This is a genomic window from Nocardia sp. NPDC058244 (assembly GCF_042882065.1).
Classification (GTDB): Bacteria; Actinomycetota; Actinomycetes; order Mycobacteriales; family Mycobacteriaceae; genus Nocardia.
Genome location: NZ_JBHVWX010000005.1, coordinates 614258 through 632783 on the forward strand (window position 1 = coordinate 614258; position 18526 = coordinate 632783).

An 18526-nucleotide genomic window follows, 5' to 3' on the forward strand; every position below is an offset into this window, starting at 1 on the left:
GCCTCGCCGGGGGCGGCGGGACGCGGCGGACTCGTCTGAATCGGCAGGTCGCGGGTCTCGTACTCGTCGACCTCCGGTGCCACACTCACGAGAGAATCTCCTCTTGCACGTCGTCGTTTTCGATGTCGGCGGCCGGCTCGGCCGGGGTGCCGGTGAGGGAGAGGAACACGTCGTCGAGGGTCGGGCGCACGACGACGGCGTCGACGACGCACACGCCCGCGTCGTCGAGGCGGCGCAGCGCTTCGACCATGGTGCGCGAGCCGTTGCCCACCACCACCGACACCTCGTCGCTGCCTGGCTCGTGGATCGGTTCGCCGACCCCGACCTGGTGCAGCACCTGGACCGCGGGGCTCGGGTTCTGTCCCGGCGCGAGGGTGACGGTGAGCCGGTCGCCGCCGATGGAGGTCTTCAGTTCGTCGGCCGAACCACGCGCGATGACCGTGCCCTTGTCGATGACGGTGATCCGGTCGGCGAGCAGGTCGGCTTCCTCGAGGTACTGGGTGGTGAGCAGCACGGTGGTGCCGTCGTCGACGAGGTCGCCGATCACCTGCCACATGTCCAGGCGCCCGCGCGGGTCCAGGCCGGTGGTGGGTTCGTCGAGCACCACCACGGGCGGCCGGGCCACGAGCGCCCCGGCCAGGTCGAGCCGCCGCGCCATACCACCGGAATAGGTGCCTGCTCGCCTGCCCGCGGCGTATTCGAGGCCGAGCGCGGCGAGCAGCTGTTCGGCGCGCGTGACGGCCTGCTTGCGCGACATGCCGTACAGCCGCGCCACCATCCGCAGGTTCTCGTAGCCGGTCAGGTTCGCGTCGACCGCCGCGTACTGCCCGGACAGGCCGATCCTGGTGCGCGCGGTGGCCGGGTCGGCCAGCACGTCGACACCGGCGACCCGGATCGAGCCCGCGTCGGGCCGCAACAGCGTGGTGACGACCCGCACGGTGGTCGTCTTGCCCGCGCCGTTGGGACCCAGCAGGCCGAGGACCGTGCCCGCCGGGATCTCCAGATCGATCTCCTTCAGCACGCGCACCTTGCCGTAACTCTTGGCCAGGCCACGTACTTCTACCGCCAAACTCACGGACGCATCTCCTTCTGGCCGCCGCCGCACACGGTGATCTCCGGGACCGCGTCGAGGTGGCGATGCAGCACGGGGCCGATCGCCGCCAGCGATTCCGGCGTGGTCATCGCCGCATGCCTGCAGGGCAGGTCGTGGTTGTGGATGTTGCCGGTGACGAACGGCTGCCACGCCTCGGCGCGCCTGGCCGGATCGGCGGCGTTGATCTCGTCCGCCGCCGCCGTGAAGAACACCAGGTCACCGTCGAAGGTGCGGGGCCGGAACCGGTTCGCCATCACCGTGCCGTCGGCGTACCCGGTGTAGAGCCGTTCGAGATTCTCGACCGAGAGCGCGGCGAACGGGCCCGGCTGTGCCCGCAGCAGTTCCGCCGCGTCGTGCAGGTCGATGTCGGCGGGCAGCGTTGCCCCACCGAGGATGTCGGCGCCGAACTCGCCGAGGACATCGGCCACGCTCGGCATCGCGGTGTCGAGCCAGCGGTCGCCGAGCTGGTAGCTGTCCATCATGGCCAGCAGCGCCACGTCCTCCCCCGCGTCCTGCAGCTGCACCGCCACTTCCTGCGCGATCAGCCCGCCGAGCGACCAGCCGAGCAGGTGGTACGGACCGTGCGGCTGGATCGACTTGATGTGTGCCACATAGTGTCCGGCCGCCTCGGGGATCGAGGTGAACCGGTCCTCGCCGGACACGTGCGGCGCCTGCAGGCCGTACATCGGGCGCTGGGGCGCGAGGTGGGCGAGCAGTCCGGCGTAGCACCAGGCCAGGCCGATCGCGGGGTGCACGCAGAACAGCGGGGTGTCGTGCGGGCCGGTGGACGGCCGGATGGCCAGCACCGGGCCGGTCGCCGCCGCCATCGCCGCGCCCGGGTCGGCGCCGTCGAGCCGGGCCGCGATGCCGGACGGGGTGGCGTCGCCGAACATCAGCTGCACCGGCATCTCGTAGCCCTGCTCACGCAGTGCCGCCACGACTTTGGTGGCCAGCAGCGAGTTGCCGCCGAGTTCGAAGAACCCGTCGTCGGCGCCGACCCGCTCCACCCCGAGGACCTCGGCGAACACCGCGCACAGCGCCACCTCGGCCGGGGTCACCGGCGCGCGGTAGCCCTCGGACGCCAGGAACACCGGCTCGGGCAGCCGCGCCCGGTCCAGCTTGCCGACCGGGCTGAGCGGCACCTCGTCGAGCAGCATCACCGACTGCGGGACCATGTAGTTCGGCACGTGCCCGCCGACATGGTCGAGCAGTTCCCGCACCGTCGGCGCGGACCCGGTCCTGGCCTTCACGTACGACACGAGCGCGGTGACGCCCGCCGGGGTGGTGTGCCCGATGGTGAGCGCGAACTCGACCTCGGGATGCCTGCCGAACGCGACGTCGATCTCGCCGAGTTCGATCCGGAAACCACGCACCTTCACCTGGTGGTCGGTGCGGCCGACGTACTCGACGTCGAGCGCCGACTTCGCGCCGTCGCGCCAGCGCACCAGGTCGCCGGTGCGGTACATCCGTTCGCCCGGCGCGCCATAGGGATTGGCGACGAACCGCTGGGCGGTCAGGCCCGGCCGGTTGTGGTAGCCGCGGGCCAGCGCCGAGCCGGCCAGTTGCAGTTCGCCGGTGACGCCGATCGGGGTCGGATGCAGCCGCCGGTCCAGCACGGTGGCGCTGACGCCGCGGATCGGGCCGCCGATGGTGATCGGGCCCCGCGGACTCATCGGCTGCGGCATCAGGGTGACGATCGTCGTCTCCGTCGGGCCGTACACGTTGTAGAAGTTGCGGCCCGGCGACCACCGGGCCAGCAGGTCCGGCGGCAGCGCCTCGCCGCCGACGAGCACGTGCGCCAGCGAGTGCACGCCCGCCGGATCGACGGTGCCGATCGCGGCGGTGGTGATGAACGCGTGGGTGATCCGCTCCCGGATGAACAGCTGGCGCAGATCCTCGCCACCGACGATCCCGGGCGGGGCGATCACCAGGGTCGCCGCCCCGCCGAGCGCGAACAGGATGTCGAGCATCGACCCGTCGAAGCTCGGCGTGGCGAAGTGCAGGACCCGGCTGCCGGGCCGTACGTCGTACCGGTCGGCGCACTCGGCGGCGAAGTTCGAGATGCCGCCGTGGGTCACCACCACGCCCTTCGGCGTACCGGTGGAGCCGGAGGTGTAGACCACGTACGCCGGGTTGGCCACGCGCAGCGGCCGGATCCGGTCGGCGTCGGTGACCGGCGCGTCGTCGGTGCCGAGCACGGTCGCGCGGGTGTGCGGATCGTCGAGCACCAGCCAGCGGCAGTCGCCGGGCAGCCGGTCCCGATGCGCCAGCAGGGTCAGGCCGACGGCCGCACCGGAGTCGGTGAGCATGTGGCTGATCCGCTGCGCCGGATAGTTCGGGTCGACCGGCACGAACGCCGCACCGGCCTTGGCGACCGCGAGCATCGTCGCCACCGACTCCACCGAGCGCGGAATACCCAGGGCCACCAGGCTTTCCGGGCCGATGCCCTGACCGATGAGGACCCGGGCGAGCCGGTTGGTCCAGCGGTCGAGCGCGTCGTAGGTGACGACGGTGTCGCCCGCGCACAACGCCACCGCGTCCCGGGACCGGGCGACGGCGGCACCGAACACCGCGGCGAAGCTGACCGGGGTGTCCGCGCGGGTGCCGTGCACCGGCGCGAGCGCGGTCCACTCCACGGCGTCGAGCAGCGCGAGATCGCCCACGGCCGTGTGCGGGTCGGCGGCGACGGCGGTGAGCAGCCGCACCAGCCGGTCGCCCAGCCTGCGCGCGGTGACCTCGTCGAACAGGTCCGCCGCGTAGTTCACCGCCAGCGTGACACCGTCGCCGACGCGCTCGGCGGTCTCGGTCTCGGTGAAGGTGAACTGCAGGTCGAACTTGGCGATGCCGGCGTCGGCGTCGACCGCCTCGATCCGCAGTCCGGGCAGTTCCAGCATCCGCACCGGGGTGTTGCGCACCGACAGCATCACCTGGAACAGCGGGTGATGGGCCTGCGAGCGAGCCGGATTGAGCACCTCGACGAGCCGTTCGAACGGCATGTCGGCGTTGGCGAACGCGTCGAGGTCCCGGTCGCGCACCGAACGCAGCAGGTCGACGAACGCCCGGTCGTCGGTCACCTCGGTGCGCAGCACCAGGGTGTTGACGAACATGCCGATCATCGCGTCCAGGGCCGGGTGCCCGCGGCCCGCCGTCGCGGTGCCGACGGCGATGTCGTCGTCGCCGGTGACCCGGTGCAACAGCACGGCCAGCGCCGCGTGCAGCACCATGAACATGCTGACGTTGTTGGCGGTGGCGATGCTGCGCAGCGCCCGGTGGGTGGCCGCGTCGACCTCGCAGTCGACGGTGCCGCCCCGGTAGGAGGGCACCGGCGGGCGGGACCGGTCGGCCGGGACGGTGAGCAGTTCGGGCAGGCCGTCGAGCGCGCCGCGCCAGTGGGCGAGCTGCTTGCTGATCAGCGAGTCGGGGTCGTCCTCGGTGCCGAGGAGCTCCTGCTGCCACAGCGTGTAGTCGGTGTACTGGATCTCCGGGATCAGGTCACCGAACGGCGCGCCCTCGCGGATGCCGCGGTAGGCGGCGGCCACCTCCCCGGCCAGCGGTTCCAGCGACCAGCCGTCCATCGCGATGTGGTGCACGACGAGCACCAGCACGTGCTCCTTCGACCCCGCGACGGCCAGCTTGGCCTGGGTGGGCACCGGCAGACCGGAGTGGTCGACGGTGATCAGCGCGGCCCGCATCGGCACCGAGGACGACAGGTCGAAGCCCGGCGCGACGAAGCGGGTCACCGCGGCGCCCACCTCGTCGGGGGTCGCCGTCGCGTGGAACAGGGTGACGGCGGCGACCTCCGGATCGAGCACGAGCTGCTCGGGCTCGCCCGCGCTCTCCGGGAACACCGTGCGCAGCGTCTCGTGCCGACGTTGCACCGTGTGCAAGGACGCGATCAGCGCGTCCAGGTCGATCGGGCCGTGCAGGCGCAGCACGACCGGGATGTTGTAGGCGCCCGCCGACTGGCTCTCGCCCTCGGTGCCCGCGTTGAACCGGTTCAGGAACCACAGCCTGCGCTGGGCAGCGGACAGCGGAATCCGTTCCGGGCGTTCCTGTTTCACCAGGTCGGGGCGGCCTTCGTCGCCGGACGGCCCGGACTCGATGAGCGCGGCCAGCTCCTCGACGGTCGGCGCGGCGAACACGGTCCGCACCTCCAGCCGCACATTGCTGGCCGCGGCCAGCCGCGCCACCAGCTGGGTGGCCAGCAGCGAGTTGCCGCCGATGTCGAAGAAGCTGTCGGTGGCGGAGACGTCGGTGCCGCCGACCAGCTCGTGGAAGACCCGGGCGACGAGCCGCTCGGACGCGGTCTGCGGCGCGCGGCCCGCGGTGGCGGTGAACTCCGGTTCCGGCAGCGCGCCCCGGTCCAGCTTGCCGACCGGGGTGAGCGGCACGCGGTCGAGCAGGGTCAGCGACGCGGGCACCATGTGCCCGGCCAGCCGGGCCGCCGCGTGGTTGCGGACGCGAGCCAGCTCGGCCGGGTCGGTGCCCTCGGCGAGTTGCACCCAGGCGACGATGCGGTCGTCGCCGGCGATCCGCCTGACCTCGGTGTGCGCGAAGCGGACCTCGGGGTGGCTTCCGAGCACGGCGCTGATCTCGCCGAGCTCGATCCGGAAGCCACGCACCTTGACCTGGTGGTCGCTGCGGCCGAGGTAGTCCAGTTCGCCGTCGGCGGTCCAGCGCACGACGTCACCGGTGCGGTACATCCGGCTGCCCGCGGGCCCGGCCGGGTCCGCGACGAAGCGCCCGGCGGTGAGGCCGAATCGCTCGTGGTACCCCCGCGCGATGCCCGCGCCGCCGAGGTACAGCTCGCCGGGCACGCCGGTGGCGACCGGACGCAACCGCTCGTCCAGCACCAGGACCTGTGCACCGCGCACCGGCGTGCCGATGGTCACCGGAACGCCGACGCGCAGGTGCGACATCGCCGCGATGACGGTGAATTCGGTGGGCCCGTAGGCGTTCACGAACCGCCGCCCCGGCGCCCAGTTCTCCACCAGGTCCGGCGGTACCGCCTCGCCACCGGCCATGAGCCCGCGCAGCCGCGGCAGCGGCCAGCGGGTGGCGTCGATCGAGGCGAGCACCGCGGGGGTGAGGAAGGTGTGCGTGATGTCCTCGCGCTCGAGCAGCGCGCCGAGCTCGTCGCCACCGTAGATGTCGATCGGGCCGATCACCATCTCGGCGCCGGACCAGACCGCCAGCAGCATGTCGAGCACGGAGACGTCGAAACTCGGCGTGGAGAAGAAGAACGTGCGGGCGAACCGGTCCAGGCCCATCCGTTCCTGCAGGTCCACCGCCAGGCTCACCAGACCGCTGTGGGTGACGGTCACGCCCTTGGGCAGGCCCGTCGAGCCCGAGGTGTAGATCTGGTAGGCCAGGTCGGCCGGGCGCACCGGGCGGACCCGCTCGGGGTCGGTGATCGGCACACTGTCGTAGCCCGCCAGTTCGGCCTGCAGTTCCTCGTCGTCCACCAGCAGCCACTGGGTGTCGAGCGATCCGGCCGCCTCGCGCAGGGACTCGGCGTCGGCGGTGGTGGTGATGACCGCGCTCGCGCCGGAGTCGGTGAGCATGTGCCGCACCCGGTCGGCGGGGTAGCGCGGGTCGACCGGAACGAACGCCGCACCGCTGGCCGCGACGCCGAAAATGGCCAGCGCGCAGTCCAATCCCCGGGTGAGGCCGACCGCCACGCGGTCGCCGGTGCCGATCCCGCGGGCGATCAGCGCACGCCCGAGCCGGTGCGCCCGGAAACCGACCTCGTCGTAGTCCAGCTCCCCCACCGCGCCCGCGACACTGCCGTCGGCGAACCAGCGCAGGGCCGGGCGATGCGCGAAGGTGGTGGCCGCGCGTTCGATGATGTCGGCCAGCACGACCGGGGTCACCGGGGCCGGGCCCTGCGCCGGCACCAGGGCGCGGCGTTCGGGCACGGTGAGGGCGTCGACCTCGCAGACCAGCTGTCGCGGATCGGCCGTCACCTGGGTGAGGATCTCGACGAACCGGGTCGCCATGGTCTCCACCGTCGCGGCGTCGAACATCTCGGCGGCGTAGACGAAGTCGAACCAGCGGGTCTCGCCGTCGCCGGGCGTCACCCGCAGTTCCAGATCGAACTTGGCGCGGGCGATGTCGAGTTCCTCGGCGGCCAGCCGCAGGCCGGGCAGGTCCAGTTCCGGCGTGCGGTCGTCCTGCATGCTCAGCGCGACCTGGAACAGCGGGTGCCGGTTGCTCGCCCTGCTGTCGCGGCCGAGCGCGTCGACGACGCGTTCGAACGGCAGGTCGGAGTTGGCGATCGCGGCCAGTTCGTCGTCGCGGTCGGCGTGCAGCAGGTCGACGAAGCTGCGGCCCGGGTCCACGTCGGACCGCAGGACCAGCGTGTTGACGAACATGCCGACCAGCTCGTCGAGCTGGACGTCGGTGCGGCCCGCCACCGGGGTGCCGATCGGGATGTCGCGGCCGCCGGTGACGCTGCGCAGCAGCACCGCCAGCGCGGAGCGGACCACCATGAACAGGCTGACGCCCGCCTCCGCCGCCAGCTCCCGCATGGCCTGCTGCAGCGGCGGCGAGATCTCACACCGCACGCTGCCCGCCACCCCGGTGGGTTCGGCCGGACGCGGCCGGTCGAACGGCAGCGGCAGCTCGTCGGGCAGCTCGGCCAGTGCCGTCCGCCAGTGCGTGAGCTGGGTGGCGGCGATGCTGTCCGGGTCGTCCTCGGCGCCGAGGACCGTGCGCTGCCACAGGCTGAAGTCGGCGTACTGCACCGGAAGTGGCGCGCGCACCGGCTCGGTGCCTGCCGACCTGGCCACATACGCCAGCGCCAGGTCCCGGGTGAGCGGGCCGAGCGACCAGCCGTCGGCGGCGATGTGATGCACGACGACGCCGAGCAGGTGCTCCTGCGGCCCGACCCGCAGCAGCCGTGCGCGCAGCGGCGGCTGGCTCGTCAGGTCGAATCCCTGGCGCGCCAGCGTGGTCAGCACCTCGAGCGCCCGGTCGGCATCGGTATCGACGGCCTCGATCGCGGGAGCCGCCGCGACGACCGGCAGCACGATCTGCTGGGCGCCGGACAGGTCCTCCGGGAAGATCGTGCGCAGCACCTCGTGGCGCTCCACCAGGTCGGTGAGTGCGGATCGCAAAGCACCGATGTTCAGATCTCCGCCGATTCGCAAGACGAATGCGATGTTGTAGGCGCTGGATTCGGGGGACAATCTGTTGAGGAACCACAGCCGCTGCTGCGGCAGCGACAGTGGTATGCGTCCCGGGCGTGGGGTGTGTACCGCCAGCGCCACCCGCTGCGTCCGGGGCGCTTCCGTGATCAGCCGGGCGATGCCCGCCACGGTCGGCGCCTCGAAGATCTGCCGGACCGGCAGGTCCACACTGAAATCCGCGTGCACGGCCGCCGCGAGCCGGGTGGCCAGCAGCGAGTTGCCGCCGATCTCGAAGAAGCTGTCCTCGGCGCCCGGCACCGGCCGGCCGAGGATCTCGGTGAACACCGCGGCGACCCGCATCTCCAGGTGCGTGCGCGGGGCGCGCGACCCGGTGGCGACGGCGAACTCCGGTGCGGGCAGCGCCTTTCGGTCGAGTTTGCCCGCCGGGGTCACCGGCATCCGGTCCAGCACGGCCAGTGCCGCGGGCACCATGTAGCCGGGCAGCCTGCCGCGCGCGGTGTCGAGCACCGCGGCCGGATCGACCGGGCGGTCGGCGGTGACGTAGGACGCGAGCCGCTGCTGGCCCTGCTCGTCGACGTGCACGACGGTCAGCGCCGAGCGCACGCCCGGGTGTTCCCGCAGGACGTGGTCGATCTCGCGCAGTTCGATGCGGAAGCCGCGGATCTTGATCTGATCGTCGGCGCGACCGAGGAAGCGCAACCGCCCTGCGGCGTCGGAGACGACGAGATCGCCGGTGCGGTACATGCGTTCGCCGACCCGGCCGTGCGGGTTGGCGACGAACCGCTGCGCGGTCAGCCCGAGCTTGCCCAGATAGCCGCGCGCGACACCGGGTCCGGACACGTAGAGCTCACCGGGCGTCCCCGGCGGGACCGGGTGCAGGCGGCCGTCGAGGACGAACAACCGCATGCCGCGCACCGGCGCGCCCAGCGGCACCGGCTCCCCCGCCACCATCGCCGCGCTCGCGGTGACCGCGACGGTCGCCTCCGAGGGGCCGTACATGTTGTGCATCCGGTAGTCGCTCGCCCAGCGCTGCACCAGCTCGTCCGAGCAGGCCTCGCCACCGACGATGACCGTGCCCAGGTCGGGGAAGTCGCCCGCGGGCACCGTGGCCAGCGCGGCGGGGGTGATGAACGCGTGGGTGATCCGCTCCGAGCGCAGGAAACCCGCCAGTTCCGCGCCGCCGTACAGGTCGGCGGGCGCGACGACGATGGTCGCCCCCGCGGCGAAGCCGAGCAGCAGCTCGAGCACCGAGGCGTCGAAGCTGGGCGAGGAGAAGTGCATGGTCCGCGCCGCGTCGGTGACCTTGAACAGCTGCGTCTGCTCGCTGGCGAGCGAGGCGATACCGGCGTGGGTGACGACGACGGCCTTGGGCGTGCCCGTCGACCCGGAGGTGTAGATCAGGTACGCGGGCTGACCGGCGCGCATCGGATGCCTGCGGTCGGCGTCGGTGAGCGGGGTGGCCGAGCGGCGCGCGCAGTCGGCCTCGAAGTCGGCCGTGCCGAAGACCAGCCACTCCGGCGCCTTCCGGTGCTTGCCCGTGGTGGTGGGCAGCCCGGCGAGATGCTCGGGCAGGGTGAGCCCGAGCACGGCGCCGGAGTCGCCGATCATGTGCGCGATCCGCTCGGCCGGGTAGGCGGGATCGACGGGTACGTACGCGGCGCCGGACTTGGCCACCGCCCAGATGGCGACGATCGATTCCAGGCTGCGCGGCAGCGCGACCGCGACCACCGATTCCGGCCCGGCACCGTGCGCGATCAGGCTGCGCGCCAACCGGTTCGAGCGTTCGTCGAGTTCGCGGTAGGTGGTGTCGAAGCCGAGGTAGCGAACGGCGACGGCATCGGCCAGCCGCTGCGCGGTCTCGCCGAGCAGCCGCGCCAGGGTGCCCGCGGGCTCGGCCGGCGCGCCCGCGACCGGCACCAGCCGCGCGATCTCGCGACGTTCCAGCAGATCGAGATCGCCGATCGGGCGGGTCGGGTCGGCCACCACGTTCGCCAGCAGCGTGGTGAACCGGCGGGCGATCGCCTCGACCGTCGCACGATCGAAGACATCGGTGGCGAAACCGAATTCGGCGTCCAGCGGCCCGTCGTCGTGGTTGTCGCGCACCTCGAGTTGCAGGTCGAACTTGGCGACCCCGGCCTCCACCGGCACGAGTTCGGCACTGACGCCGGGCAGTTCGACGCGCAGTTCCGGCGTGCGGTCATAGGACAGCATGACCTGGAACAGCGGGTGCCGGGCGGTCGAGCGTTCCGGATTGACGAGGTCGACCAGCCGCTCGAACGGCACGTCGGGGTTGGCGAAGGCGTCGAGGTCGGTCTCGCGGACCTGGTCGAGCATCCGGTCGAAACCGGCGGCCAGGTCGACCTCGGTGCGCAGCACCAGCGTGTTGACGAACATGCCGACCAGCTCGTCGAGCGCCGGATCGGAGCGGCCCGCGATGGGCGTGCCGATGGTGATGTCGCCGCTCGCGCAGATCCGGGCCAGCAGGGTCGCCAGGACCGCGTGCAGCACCATGAACATGCTGACGCCGTGGCTGTGCGCCAGTTCGGCGACCGCCCGGCGCATCGCGGCGTCGATGGTGAAGCCCACCGTGTCGCCGCCGGTGCCCCGGCGCAGCGGACGCGGCCGGTCCAGCGGCAGATCGAGCTGATCGGGCAGGCCGGCCAACGCGTCGCGCCAGTGGCCGAGCTGCTTGCCCAGCGGCGCCTCGGGATCGGTCTCGTCGCCGAGCAGTTCCCGCTGCCACAGCGCGAAGTCGGCGTACTGCACGGGCAGCGGGGTCCACTGCGGCGCGCGGCCCTCGGCCCGCGCGGCCACGGCCGACATCAGGTCCCTGGCCAGCGGGGCGATCGACCAGCCGTCACCGCTGATGTGGTGCAGCACGACCAGCAGGACGTGATCGTCGGCGCCGACCCGGTACAGCGCGACCCGCAGCGGCGTCTCGGTGCGCAGATCGAAGCCGCGCGCGGTCTCCTCGGCGACGAGGGCGGTGAGGTCGGCGGCGATGACGTCGACCGGCGCCAGGTCCGGTTCCACCGCGGCCGCGGGATGGATCAGCTGGTAGGCGCCGTCCGGCCCCTCCGGGAAACTGGTCCGCAGGCTCTCGTGCCGATCGAGCACGTCCCGCAGGCCCGCCCGCAGCGCGTCGAGGTCGAGGTGCCCGGTGAGCCGCAGCGCGAGCGGCATGTTGTAGGCGGCGGCGTGCTCGGCGAACCGGTTGAGGATCCACAGCCGCTGCTGGGCCAGCGACAGCGGCACCCGCTCGGGCCGGACCGCGGGAACCAGCTTGGGCGTGGAGGTTTCGGGCTTGTGGGTGCTGATGTACCCGGCCAGGGCCGCGATGGTCGACGCCTCGAACAGTTCCCGGATGGTGAGGTTCGCGTCGAGGGTGGTGTTGATCCGGGCGACCGCGCGGGCGGCGACCAGCGAATTGCCGCCGAGGTCGAAGAAGCTGTCCTCGACGCCGATCGCGGTGCCGTCGAGGGCGAGCACCTCGGTGAAGATCTCGGCGAGGGCGCATTCCAGCTCGGTCTGCGGTGCGGCGGCGCCGGTGGTGACCCGCACGCCGACGGTCGGCTCCGGCAGCGCCTTGCGGTCGACCTTGCCGTTGGCGCTCAACGGCAGTTCGTCGAGCACGACCAGCGCCGAGGGCACCATGTAGGAGGGCAGACCGCGGCGCAGCCCCGACAGCAGCACGGCGGGCTCGGGCGCCGCGCTGCCCGGTGTGGCCACCACGTAGGCGACCAGTTCGTCGTCGCCGGTGCGCCCGGCCCGCGCCACGCAGACCGCGCGCGCGATGTGGTCCTGGGCGAGCAGCGCGGACTCGATCTCGCCGAGTTCGATGCGCAGGCCGCGGATCTTGACCTGGAAGTCGGTGCGCCCCAGGTATTCCAGGACCGGCCGGTCGAGCTGCCAGCGGGCCAGGTCACCGGTGCGGTACATGCGCTGACCGGGGGTGAACGGATTGGCGACGAACCGGTCGGCGGACAGGTCGGGGCGGCCGAGGTAGCCGCGCGCCAGCTGCGCCCCCGCCAGATACAGTTCGCCGACGACCCCGGGCGGGACCGGTCGCAGCTGCGGGTCGAGCACGTAGGTCTGGGTGTTCCAGACCGGCGAGCCGATCGGCACCGTCGTCGCCTCGGCCGGGCACGGCCAGTAGGTGACGTCGACGGCGGCCTCGGTGGGCCCGTACAGGTTGTGCAGCTCGGGACCGCCGGTGGGGCCGTGCAGCGCGGCGTGGAAGTCGGCGACGGTGGCGCCCGGCAGCGCCTCCCCACTGCAGAACACCCGGCGCAGCCCGGCACCGCCGGCCACCCGCGGGTCGGTGACGAACAGCGACAGCATCGAGGGCACGAAATGCGCTGTCGTGATGGACTTCTCGGTGATGATCCGGGCCAGGTAGGCCGGATCACGATGACCGTCCGGCGCGGCGACCACCAGGCGGGCACCGACCTGCAACGGCCAGAAGAACTCCCACACCGACACATCGAAGGTGGCGGGCGTCTTCTGCAGGACGGCGTCGGTGTGGTCGAGCGGGTATTCGGCCTGCATCCAGCGCAGCCGGTTGACGATCGCCGCGTGCGTCACCCCGACGCCCTTGGGCTTGCCGGTCGAGCCGGAGGTGAAGATGACGTAGGCGAGGTGCTCGGGGCGCAGCGGTGCGCGCCGATCGGCGTCGGTGATCGGCGCGACCGGGTGCCCGGTGACGTCGAGGGTGTCCAGATCCACCCGCGCCGTGCCCTCGGGCAGCCGCACCATGTCGCGCGCGGCGGTGAGCACACAGACCGGCCTGGCCTGCGTCACCACGGCGTCGATGCGGTCGGCAGGGTGCTCTGGGTCCAGCGGCAGATAGGCGGCGCCGGTGGCGAGCACCGCGTACATGCCGATGACCATCTCGATACTGCGGTGCAGGCACACCCCGACCGTGGTCTCCGGCCCCGCCCCGCGCGCGATGAGCTCACGGGCCAGCTGGTTCACCCGGTCGCCGAGTTCGGCGTAACCGACGGCGCGGTCACCGAATTCGAGGGCGACGGCGTGCGGGCTGCGCCGCGCCTGGTCGGTGAACAGCGACACCAGCGTGGCGGTCGGCACCGGCATCTCGGTGGCGTTCCACTCCCGCAGCACCTTCGCCTGCTCGTCGGCGGTGATCGCGGTCAGCGTGCGGGTGGGGGTGCCGGGCTCGGCGGCCAGGAAACGGGCGAGGAAGTCCAGGTAGCGACCGTGGTGGGCGGCCACCTCGGCCTCACCGTAGAGCTTGGGGTTGGCTTCGAAGTCGAGCTGGATGCGGCCGCCGTCACCGTTGTAGATGTTGATCGAGAGGTCTTCGACCGGGCCGGTCGCGAGCACGTGCAGCTGGCCCGCGATGTCGCCGAACTTCAGCTCGTCGTGGAACAGCATGATGTTGACCATCGGCCCGAAGAAGCCACGGGCGTCGCGGGAGTAGCCGCAGTCGCGGCGGATGTCGTCGGAGCGGTAGCGCTGGTGCCGCAGCGCGCCGGTGATCTGCAGCTCGGTCTGGCGCACGACGTCGGCGACGGTGGTGTGCTCGTCGAAGCGCACCCGCAGCGGCACCACGTTCGACACCACGCCCGCCGACCGGCGCAGGGCGACGGTGGTGCGGGCCGAGACCGGAAGGCTCAGTACGACATCGGAGTCGCCGGTGACCGAGCGCACGTACGCGGCCAGCGCCGCGACGATGAGCGCCGAGTTGGCCGAGCCGTGTGTGGTGATCGCGTCGGTGAGCAGGCTGTCGAGATCGGGGTCGAGGACCGCGGTGGCACGATGACGGCCCGGATCGTGGGTGTCGCCGGTGGCGGTCACCGCGGACAGCGTCATCGGCTCGCCCACGCCGGAGAGCTGCGCGGTCCAGTACTCGCGGTCGGCGGTGCAGCGGCTGGACTCGCGGTAGCGGGACTCGTCGGCGTAGAGGTCGACCAGCGCGGCGGCGCGCGAGACCGACGGCTCGCGCTGTTCGCCGACGGCGGTGTAGATCTCGGCCGTGCGGGTCAGCGCGTTCATCGCACCGTAACCGTCGATCACGATGTGGTGTCCGCGTTCGTACCAGAACCAGTCCTGGTCACCGATTCGCAACACGACATTGATGGTGAGCGGCTCGCGCTCCATGTCGATCGGGGTGCTGGCGTGGTCGTTCATCCAGCGCAGCGCGGCGGCGCGCGGGTCGGGCTCGCCGCGCAGGTCGATCCGGGCCCAGCCCGGCCGCCAGGCCAGGTCGACCCGCTGATGCGGCACGCCGTCGACCTCGAGTAGGCGGACATGGCCCACCTGGGATTCGGCGCCGAAGCGCTCGACCGCGTACAGCAGCCTGCCGACGTCGAGATCACCGTGGAGTTCGACGTAGTGGGCGATGGTGAGGGGGATATCGGGCCGGATCCGTTGCGCGTACCACAGGGCCGTCTGACCGGGCGAGAGAGCGAACGGTTGGCCCGGATCGTCGTCGGTGACGCATGAGCTGACGCGGTCGGTGGCCAATGAACTCATCAAGCACTCCGTTCTGCCTTTGTGTCACAACTCCCCGAGCAGCGCCCGGGCACACGACGGCCCAGGGCGTGGCTATCCACGCCCATTGATTCGGAGTACTCCGGCAGCCGGATGGCTACCGATGTGGATTTGTTTCGAGCTCTATGTATTACGCCCCTGTAGCAGCTACTTACTGCTGCTTCCCCCGGGTTGAAACAAACCGCTTATTCGGAATTCTGCGAGCTCCGCGAAACCTGCGTCTGATTTGCCCGCCGGCGCCGGAAAAACACCAGCGCCACGCCGATCGCGGTCAGAATAACGGACGCCACTTCCGGCGCCGCGCCGATCCGCGTCGCGATCGTCGTCGTGTCGCGCAATGGTAGCTGGGCGACCAGCGCGGCGGGGACGACTTGTTCGGACTGCTGTGCGATCTCGCCGTTCGCGGTGATGATAGCGCTGACCCCGGTGGTTGCTGCGATCACCAGGGCCCGGCCGTGCTCGACCGCCCGCACCCGCGACATGGCCATCTGCTGGTAGGTCATCTCGCTCGTGCCGAAGGTCGCGTTGTTGGTCGGCACCGTCAACAGTTCGGCACCCGCGGCCAGCGACTCCCGAAAGGCCCGGTCGAACGCCACCTCGTAACAGGTGGCGACGCCGACCCGCACCCCGGCCGCCGTGACCGTTCCGTCACCGTCACCCGGCACGAAATGTCCGGCTTGGTCGGCATACGACGAGAACAATCGGAAGAAACTCCGCATCGGCAGGTATTCACCGAACGGCTGGATGATTTTCTTGTCGTGCCGATCGGACGGGCCGTCCGCGCCGTTCCACACCATCACCGAGTTGGTGGTCGTGCGGTCGCCGTTCACCAGGACCGCGCCGACCAGGATCGGCGCGCCGATCCGCTGGGCGGCCCTGCTGATCTCCGCGGCGGCGTCGGCATTGCGCAACGGGTCGATATCGGAGGAGTTCTCCGGCCAGATCACGATGTCGGGCCGGGGCGACTGCCCGCGGTCGACGGCGTCGGCGAGCTCCTCGGTACGCCGGACGTGGTTGTCCAGCACGGCCCGCCGCTGGGCGTTGAACTCCAGGCCCAACCGCGGCACGCTGCCCTGGATCGCGGCGACCGTGATCGTCCGGTCACCGTCGTCCGGGGCGGGCAGCGTCGGCCGGAGGATCACGCCGACGAGGGGCATGACAGCCACGGTGACCGCGGCCGTGGCCAATCCCAGCCGGGTGGCCCGGCCGGTCGCGCGCGGCGCAGGCGTGCGCGCCCAGGCCAGCACGCGCAGCGCGAGCGCGGCCAGGCCGGTGCCGGTCAGGGCGACGGCGAACCCGATCAGCGGCGCGCCGCCGTAGGCGGCCAGCGGCAGGTACCAGCCGTCGGCCTGGCCGAAAGCGACCCGCCCCCACGGGAATCCGCCGAACGGGAAACTCGACCGCGCCCATTCGGTGGCCGTCCACGCGAGGGCGAGCCAGACCGGCCAGCCGGGCAGGCTGCCGAGCCACCGGGCGAGCACGCCCCACAGGCCGAAGAACACCGCGCACGCGGTCGACAGCGCGAGCCAGGGCACCGGTCCGACGTAGATGCCCGTCCACGGCAGCAACGGGACGAAGAACGCGAGCCCGCCGAGGAATCCGAGGCCGAAACCACCGCGCAGCCTGCCCGGCCCGCGCACCGCGACGGTGAGCAGGGCCAGCGCGATCGGGGCGAGGAACCACCACGGCCGGGGCGGGAAGCTGCCGAACAACAGCAGGCCACCCGCGACGGCCGTGGCCATCCGGGCCAGGACCCCGAACCGGTCACCGCCCGCCGCGCCGGCCGGTGTCGCGGGGTCGGTCGGACCCGCCCCGGCCGCGTCGGCGGTCGTGGCGTCGGGCCCTGGTTCGGTGGCGGGGTGGATCATGGTGTCCTGCTCCGTGATTGGTGGCGCGGGTCGTGGTCAGGCGCGGTAGATGGTGGTGCCGTTGTGCACCGTGCGCAGGCAGGTCGGCAGGTCGGCGCCGGGATCGAGCCGGGGCAGACCGGGGACGCGCGAACGCGGGTCGGTCGACCAGCGCTGCACCGTGTCGGCGGCCGCGGCGACGACGAGCTCGCCCGCGTCCCACACGGCGTAGGAGGCCGGGGCGCCCGGCACCAGGGTGCCCGCCATACCGTCGCGCACGCCGCCCGCCCGCCAGGCACCCCGCGTCGCGGCCGCGAACGCGGCGCGCGGGGACAGGCCGTGACCGGGCGTGCGGTGCTGGACCGCCGCGCGCACCTGCTCCCACGGATTCAGCGTGGTCACCGGCGCGTCCGAGCCGATCGCCAGGGAGATGCCCGCCGCGGCCATCGCCGCGAAGGGGTTCAGGGTCGCGGCGCGCTCGGCGCCGAGGCGGGTGGCGTACATGCGATCGGGTCCACCCCACGCGGCGTCGAAACCCGGCTGCACGGACAGGATCACGCCCAGCGCCGCGAGCTGCTCGATCGCGGCGGCGTCGGTCATCTCGGCGTGCTCGACGCGGTGTCCGCGCGCGGCCACCGCCGGGCCGCCGAGTTCGGCGGCGACCGTGGCGAACCCGGCGACCACGAGATCCATGGCGGCGTCGCCGATGGCGTGGAAGCCGGCCTGCACACCGGCTTCGGTGCAGGCGCGGATGTGCGCGGTGACCGTGTCGGCGTCGAGGAAGTTCTTGCCGCAGCCGCTCGCGTCGGCGTAGGGCGCGCGCAGCAGCGCGGTGTGCGAGCCGAGCGAACCATCGACGAACAGATCGCCGCCGAGCGCGGCGACGCCCAGCTCGTCGATCAGGGCGCGCGCCTCGGCCGCGGTGCGCACGGCCTCGCCCCAGTAGGCGCGCACCTCGACGCCGTGCTCGAAGGCGAGCAGCTCGCGGACGTCCTCGCGGCTGGAGATATCGGGGCCCGCGCACTCGTGCACGGCGACGATGCCGTGCGCGGCGGCGGCGTCGAGGGCGGCGGTGCGGGCCCGATCACGGTGCGCGCGACCGAGTTCCGCGAGGGCGACGGCACGCACCCGGTGGTGGGCGTCGGCGCGCACCGGCTCCCCGCGGCGGTAGCCCTCGCCGAGTTCGCCCGCCGCGTCGAGCAGTGCCGAGGAGGCGACGGCGGAGTGCGCGTCGACCCGGGCCAGGTACACGAGCCTGCCCGCGCCGGCGGCCTCGTCGAGTTCGGCGACCGTGGGCGGGCGCTGCTCGGGCCACGCGGTGTCGTCCCAGCCCTCGCCGATGATCACGCCGTCGGGCTGCGCGCTCGCGTACGCGCGCAGGGCGGCGAGCAGCTCGGCCAGCGACCCGGTGCCGCTGACGTCGAGCCCGGTCAGCTGCAGGCCCAGCGCGGTGACGTGCACGTGCGGGTCGACGAAGGCGGGCGCGACGAAGGCACCGTCGAGGTCGATGATCTCCGCGTCGGGATGCATCGCGCGGCCGGGCGCTTCGGCCCCCAGCCACACCACCGTGCCGTCGGTGACCGCCATCGCGGTCGCGTCCGGGGAGCTGGAACTGTAGAAACGACCGCCGATCAGCAACTGGGTACTCACGGTCCCCCAGTCTGCCGTATCGGCGAATCGTCAGGTCGGCAGGGACAGGACCGCGCGGACGTCGGCGTCGCACAGCCCCGCTGGAGTGTGTCCGCCCGCCTCGACGGCGATGAGTTCGAGTCGCCACGCGGCGACCGTGAAATCCGACATGGACTGTCCGGCAGCGGCACTCGCCCTACGCACCGCGTCGGCCAGTTCCGCGCTCACCGTGACGGTGATCTGCTCGGTGGCCATCGGCACACTGTAGACCTTCCGGCCGCCGGGCGGAATCC

General features: G+C 72.3%; 5 protein-coding genes. All 5 read right to left on the bottom strand.

The window, feature by feature from the left end; all coding sequences use genetic code 11:
- Positions 1 to 85: 85 nt before the first annotated feature.
- The 5 genes from ACFVW6_RS19370 to ACFVW6_RS19390 all read right to left on the bottom strand — a co-directional run bounded on the left by ACFVW6_RS19370 (position 86) and on the right by ACFVW6_RS19390 (position 18488).
- Positions 86 to 1075, bottom strand: a complete 990-nt coding sequence (locus ACFVW6_RS19370) for an ATP-binding cassette domain-containing protein (RefSeq protein ID WP_378829374.1) — start codon at positions 1073 to 1075, stop codon at positions 86 to 88.
- Positions 1072 to 14739 carry an amino acid adenylation domain-containing protein gene (locus tag ACFVW6_RS19375; RefSeq protein WP_378829377.1) on the bottom strand — a complete coding sequence of 4556 codons (13668 nt, stop codon included), beginning with the start codon at positions 14737 to 14739 and terminating at the stop codon, positions 1072 to 1074. The genes ACFVW6_RS19370 and ACFVW6_RS19375 overlap by 4 nt, the downstream gene beginning before the upstream one ends.
- Positions 14740 to 14942: 203 nt before the next feature.
- Entirely contained in the window at positions 14943 to 16499 is a 1557-nt protein-coding gene (gene lnt / locus ACFVW6_RS19380) for an apolipoprotein N-acyltransferase (protein ID WP_378829440.1), read from the bottom strand.
- Positions 16500 to 16661: 162 nt separating this feature from the next.
- Positions 16662 to 18254, bottom strand: a complete 1593-nt coding sequence (locus ACFVW6_RS19385; protein ID WP_378829379.1) for an amidohydrolase — start codon at positions 18252 to 18254, stop codon at positions 16662 to 16664.
- 30 nt (positions 18255 to 18284) lie between these two features.
- Positions 18285 to 18488, bottom strand: coding sequence for a hypothetical protein (locus ACFVW6_RS19390; RefSeq protein WP_355280249.1), 204 nt, complete (start codon positions 18486 to 18488; stop codon positions 18285 to 18287).
- Positions 18489 to 18526 lie beyond the last annotated feature (38 nt).